General features: G+C 42.2%; 3 protein-coding genes. 2 read left to right on the top strand and 1 reads right to left on the bottom strand.

From position 1 onward, the window contains the following. The first annotated feature begins 1,031 nt into the window (after positions 1 to 1,031). A complete protein-coding gene (hetF, locus tag UYK_RS0118075) occupies positions 1,032 to 3,542 on the top strand; it encodes a cell division protein HetF (RefSeq protein ID WP_016871882.1) in 2,511 nt (836 codons plus the stop codon). Positions 3,543 to 3,887: 345 nt separating this feature from the next. On the opposite strand, the gene UYK_RS0118070 is transcribed toward hetF, so the two are convergent. Then, complete coding sequence (locus UYK_RS0118070; protein ID WP_016871881.1) at positions 3,888 to 5,348, bottom strand: glycoside hydrolase family 13 protein; 1,461 nt, start codon at positions 5,346 to 5,348, stop codon at positions 3,888 to 3,890. 193 nt (positions 5,349 to 5,541) lie between these two features. Here UYK_RS0118070 and UYK_RS0118065 point away from each other — a divergent pair, with 193 nt between their 5' ends. After that, a complete protein-coding gene (locus UYK_RS0118065) occupies positions 5,542 to 5,913 on the top strand; it encodes a nuclear transport factor 2 family protein (RefSeq protein WP_016866840.1) in 372 nt (123 codons plus the stop codon). Positions 5,914 to 6,030 lie beyond the last annotated feature (117 nt).

Here is a 6,030-nt window from a genome sequence, read left to right as displayed (position 1 = left end):
TGGGATTAAAAGGTTATGAAAAACAACAAAAAATCCCTCAGTAGCCAATTACAAACAAGGGGAGTAAGTCATCAGATTCCATCTACCAGTCATCTCTATTTAGTTCGGTTAAAGGGTAAGGGAAATTCATGTGTTTCTCTATGTCCTTTAACCCAATCTCAGTAAATTTTTCCTGTTTAGCACTCTTAGGCAAGAGTATGCTCATCCAAACTGTATTTCTAGTCATCTACCAGCCTTTGTGTTTTAGAGCAAAACAGTTAGTATAGTTTGGATGCATTGATCAAGGATTCTAGGAGTAGAAAGATATGGGGCTAAGGCTAAAATCTTCTACTTTCCGGTGGGGTATTAGTTAAACCCATACTCACACACCCTAATTCTGTAGGAAACTGGGTGATCAAAAGAAAAAACCCTAGTGCTTGATAGCTAACTAGGGAAGCCAAGTTACCAGGGTATATCTACCAATTCAAAATTCTGGTTGTCAATCCTGTCATCAGGATAATTTATTTGACCTTTCACGGTGTGTAAAAACATTATGAATGTCAAATAATTAAAAGGAAACTTGTGATCTCTACTCTGATTGAGGCTGGGGATCATCAAGAGGGGTAAAAATAACTGTAATCGCACTAACAGATAAAGACAAACAATCAAGGCTTTAGGCAAGAAGTGCTGTTTAGTAAGGGATATAAGGTGTTTAAAACCCTTACATACCTATATACCTATCCCCTCCGTGAAAAGAAAGGATAATTTTTTGGTGCATTGGGAACGTTTTTCTGGTAAGCATAGAAAAAACCCCCCAGCGTGTATTAGCCAAGCAGGGGAGTTAAAGATCAAGGTGCATCTACCAATAAGAATGTTCTAGGCACAGCCGATAAATCCGGATTAAAGTTGTAGAAGTTGCAAGAGCAGCAAAACAACTTAAATCAGAAACATCTTGGTGACAAGATGCATCTAAATGTATCAGAAAGAGCGAAACATCACTTGCAAATGAATCGCGTTTCAAATCGGCTCGTAGGAGGCAAACAGGAGAAGTTGTGACCCAGGAATTTCAAATTTCCGTAACCCCTGTAGGGCAAAACGACTACTTGGTGCGGACGGAAAGAGTCGCGCAGGGAGTTCCGTTGGCAGAAGAGCTGGTGACTTGGCCTGTAACTGATTGGTTGACAGCTGCTGGAAATTTAATGAATGACCCATTGAAGTTAGTGTTACAGGGAGATGCGATCGCCAGAAACTCTGTCAACTTAGCAGCATTGGGTCGGGACTTTTACGATAAATTGTTTAAAGGCACCCTCAGAGATAGTTGGATGGCTGCCCAAGGTATCGCCCAAAATCGCCAAGGCGTGTTGCGTCTACGTTTGGGGTTAAAAGATAATCGGTTGGCGCGTTTGCCTTGGGAAGTGATGCACGCAGGCGATCGCCCCATAGCGACAGGGCCATATATTGCTTTTTCTCGCTTCCACTCGGGAATTAATGGAGCATCTCGTCTACCATCAAATTTGCCTACACCACCGGAAGATGGTGGTATCAGAGTATTAATGGTAATTGCTTCTCCCAATGATCGAACCCGTTTAAATTTACTCAAACAAGAAGCTGAAGAACTACAAGCAGAACTACATCGCCAATCACCACGCTTCTCGGAAACTGGGGCTTATCTACCAGGTATTGAACTAACTTTGTTAGAACAGCCAGGTAGGGAAGAATTAACACAAGCCCTGGAACAGAGACGTTATCACATCCTGCACTATTCCGGTCACAGTAACTTAGGCCCTAATGGCGGCGAAATTTATCTTGTTAGTAGTAGAACAGGCCTCACCGAGACACTAAGTGGGGACGACTTAGCAGGTTTACTCGTCAACAACAACATTCAAATGGCTGTGTTTAACTCCTGCTTGGGCGCATACGCAGCTACCTGTGCTCCTACCCAAGAAACAGGCGAACGTAATCTTACCGAAAGCTTAGTAAAGCGAGGTATTAGGAGTGTTTTAGCAATGTCAGAACGCATTCCTGATGAAGTAGCACTGACATTGACACAGCTATTTTACCGTAACCTTGCTCAAGGCTATCCTGTAGATTTGTGTGTGAGCCGGGTACGACAGGGGTTAATCTCTGCCTATGGATCGCATCAGATGTACTGGGCTTTGCCTATTTTGTATCTTGATAAAGATTTTAATGGTTATCTCGGACCAGAAATTGATGTACCCCAAACGACAAAATTGCTCAACGAGTATGATCCGGCCTTAGGGGGAACACCAGCACTTTACCCAGCCACAGCAGATAATACCGATCTGTCTTTGCCAATGGATGATATGGTTGCCTCTGGTCTGACACAAGACTCTGCGGAGTTAGACTGGTTAGGCGAAGAAACCTGGGGTGATTTGGTAGATGAAATTGAGTATGACGACCCAACCTATGCCCAGGATTCATCTGTAGTCGCAGGTATATTTGGTGAACTAGGCAATTCCACAGATGCTAACGAGCAAACCTCCATGAAAGCCGAACTCATAGGGCAGGATGGAGAAGATACTATTGATGACACTGAAAATGATAATCTGGCTGCATTGTGGGGAGAATTTGCACCACAAATAGCGCCAAATAGACAAATTACACCAGCAAGTGATGAAGTAGCCGTTGATGATAGCTCAGGTGCAGATTGGCAAAGTACTTTTGCTTCTTCTTACATTACCCCATCTGAGAAAGCTGCCTATAGACGACGCGCTCGACGTCAGTTGTTGTCTATATTTGGATTTGTGGGAGTTAGTGCGATCGCAGTATTTTTTGGTATAAATTGGTGGCAGCAACGAAATTCAACCCTATCTGACATACCATCAATTTCCACCGAGTCTAAACCTAGCCAGAATTTATCACCAACTAGTATAAAAACAGAGGCAACCGGAATTGTCACCGCCTATGCTACCGATAAACTGAGCAATGGTGACTTACAGAATGGACTATTAGCTGTAGAGGCACTTCTTGATCGTAATGCTCTCGATAACGCCAAAACAGCCCTTGATCTTGTTCCTACCAATCAGTTAGACAATCCATTTGTCAACTTTTTAAAAGGACGCTTGGCATGGCAGTTTGTCCAAATCAAAGACACTAGATATAGTGTCGATGATGCCCGTCGTTTTTGGGAAAATGCTGTGAGAACAGAACCCAATTCGCTTTTATATTCTAATGCTTTAGGTTTTGCTTACTACGCAGAAGGCAATCTCAATCGTGCCAACGACTCTTGGTTTAAAGCATTGAATGCAGCTGTCAAACAGAATACATCAGCTAGTAACATAGTAGTCAAAGCAAAACAAGAAACTCATGATACTTTAACAGCCTATGCAGGCTTAGCCATTGGATTGTACAAATCTGCACGTAATCAGCCAGATTCTAAACGAGATCAATATCTTAATGAAGCAGTAAAACTGCGGCAAATGGTAGTCAAAGATGATCCTGTTAGTTTTCAAAAAAATCAATTAGCTAACAATTGGATGTGGTCAGAAGAGGCAATTAAAGATTGGGAATCTCTTCTGCAAATCAAGGTTGGATCTCAATAATCTACTAACTACTAACATAGCACTGCTACTTGCAGCGATCCCATGGGTTTAGATAGCGTTTCTCAATCATTCGTGAACAAAAAGATCCCCGACTTTTTGAAAAAGTCGGGGATTCTGAGTCTTGCAATTTTTACACTATAAGACTTCAGACTTAAGCTGTATTTTATGATTCAAGCAGACAGTTGAAGGATCGGTGGTCGCGATCGCATCCGTTGATGGTAAATTTCAGTCATCCACATTATTGATCAAATAATCGCCTGCGATTGAAATTGCAGGCTAATAGCAGTCTACTTTAGTAGAGTTGGGCTATTATCCTTGGAATTAATTCCAAGGTGATTCAAATGTCTACCCATGACCTAAAATACAACCACTGCGGGGAGGAAGATTTAAACTTAATTTTCTAGTTTCTGCTTCACCGTACCACTTGATTTTAGCATTGCCATATAAAAGCTTATTGAGTTGGCTATGCCAGTTAATATTTATATTTGCTTTTGCCGATGCAGTACCAGCATTGACTGCAATGATTAATTTTTCATCATCTAAAGTGCGGATAAAAACAAAAAGTTCTGCTTGGGCATATAAAACTTGATAATCTCCTGTACGCAAGCAGCGATAAGTATGACGGAGAGCAATTAATCGGCGGTGGGTGTTGAGAATATCTTGATTCCAGTTTGCTTCCAGAGGAAAACCACGCCGGGAATCGGGATCGAGACGACCAGGTAAACCCACTTCATCACCATAATAGATACTAGTAGCACCAGGGAAAGTCAGTAGCAGCAGAGTTGCTAGTTCCACACTCGGAATATCGCCCCCAGCAATAGAAATCAACCTAGCAGTATCGTGACTCGCCAGCAAATTTAACTGTGTGAGTTGAATTTCCCAGGGGTAAAGTTGTAGTAGTTCCTGCATTTTGGTGGCGTACTCAGCTGCAAATAACGGTGGGTAAGGATGATAGGAACGATCTTGTACTTGTTCAATATCGACGCGATCGCCTGCGGTAAATGCAATTGTTGGTGCAGCAAATAAATAATTCATCACACCGTCAAACTGGGTACCATCCAACCATTCGCGGGAATCTCCCCACACTTCACCCACAATATAAGCTTCAGGATTAATAGCTTTGACGCGATCGCGAAACTCTTGCCAAAAACCAGGAACTTTAATTTCAAATGGTACATCCAAGCGCCAACCATCAATGCCAAATTTAATCCAGTATTCAGCAATTTCCATAATGTACTCCCGTACTTCTGGGTTGTCGTGGTTGAATACTGGTAAGGCGCGATTGTCAGCCCAACCTACATAGTTAGCAGGAAACTCACCATTGTAAGGGGAAAGGGGCCAACCTTTTATCTTGAACCAATCTACCCAAGGCGAATGGGGGCCATTTTCCAAAACATCGTGGAAAAAGAAAAAGCCACGACTGGAATGATTAAACACTCCATCCAAAACAACTTTAATATTACGGGCGTGGGCTGCGTCTAGCAATTCTTTAAAAGCTGGATTACCCCCCAACATCGGATCAACTTGATAATAATCGTGGGTGTGATAGCGGTGATTACTCGCAGATTGGAAAATCGGCGTAAAGTAAATAGCATTAAATCCCAAATCCTGAATATAATCTAACTGTTCCAGTACACCCCAGAGATCCCCTCCCTTATAACCTTGAAGTGTAGGTATAGCCTCCCAATCTTCCCAACTCGCATTACGCAACAATCGCTTGCGTGGTTGCTTGCTTCTAGCAAAGCGATCGGGAAAAATTTGATAGAAAACAGCATGTTTAACCCAGTCTGGCGTGCGAATTTTCATGTATTGCCCTCTATTTCTCATCGCGATCGTTGCAGAAACTAGGTTAATTGTGTCTCACACCTGTGGTAGAAAAATTTGGTTGTCATTGCAGAGTGCGATTACTCCCTGTTACCACCTCTGCTTTCTCTGTGTCCTCTGCGGTTCATTTGAATCACAATTATTTGTAAAACAAACAATAGACAGTAAAATTTTTATGCTGACTAAAGCAACTGCCCATCAGTTTGCCCACGAATGGATTGCAGCATGGAACTCCCATGATCTCAATCGGGTTCTGGAACACTACACTGATGATTTTGAGATGAGTACACCATTCATCACCAAAATCATGAATGAACCATCGGGAACACTCTATGGTAAAGAAGCAGTGAAAACCTATTGGCAACAAGCCCTGCAAAAAATACCAGACTTACATTTTGAATTGATCGAAGTGCTTTACAGCATCGATAGCCTCTGCATTTACTATAAGTCAGTCTTGGGATTAAGTGCAGTCGAATGGTTGTTATTTGATCGTCATGGTAAAGTCAGAAAAGCGATCGCACACTACAATAACTTTGAACTCCCTTAAATAATTAAATGCACACAGATTAAAATAACCTGTGTGCATCTTAGGCTTTACAAAACTTTGCCTGCTGCTTTGACAGTAACCTCACCCCGGCTACGCCACCCCTCTCCTTAGCAAGGA

It is taken from the genome of Fischerella thermalis PCC 7521 (assembly GCF_000317225.1).
GTDB lineage: Bacteria > Cyanobacteriota > Cyanobacteriia > Cyanobacteriales > Nostocaceae > Fischerella > Fischerella thermalis.
This window is presented reverse-complemented; position numbering and strand designations above follow the sequence as displayed.

Bases quoted from the DNA above. Each gene is read 5' to 3' on its own strand.
- UYK_RS0118065 (WP_016866840.1), top strand. From the start codon at position 5,542: ATGCTGACTAAAGCAACTGCCCATCAGTTTGCCCACGAATGGATTGCA.
- UYK_RS0118070 (WP_016871881.1), bottom strand. From the start codon at position 5,348: ATGAAAATTCGCACGCCAGACTGGGTTAAACATGCTGTTTTCTATCAA.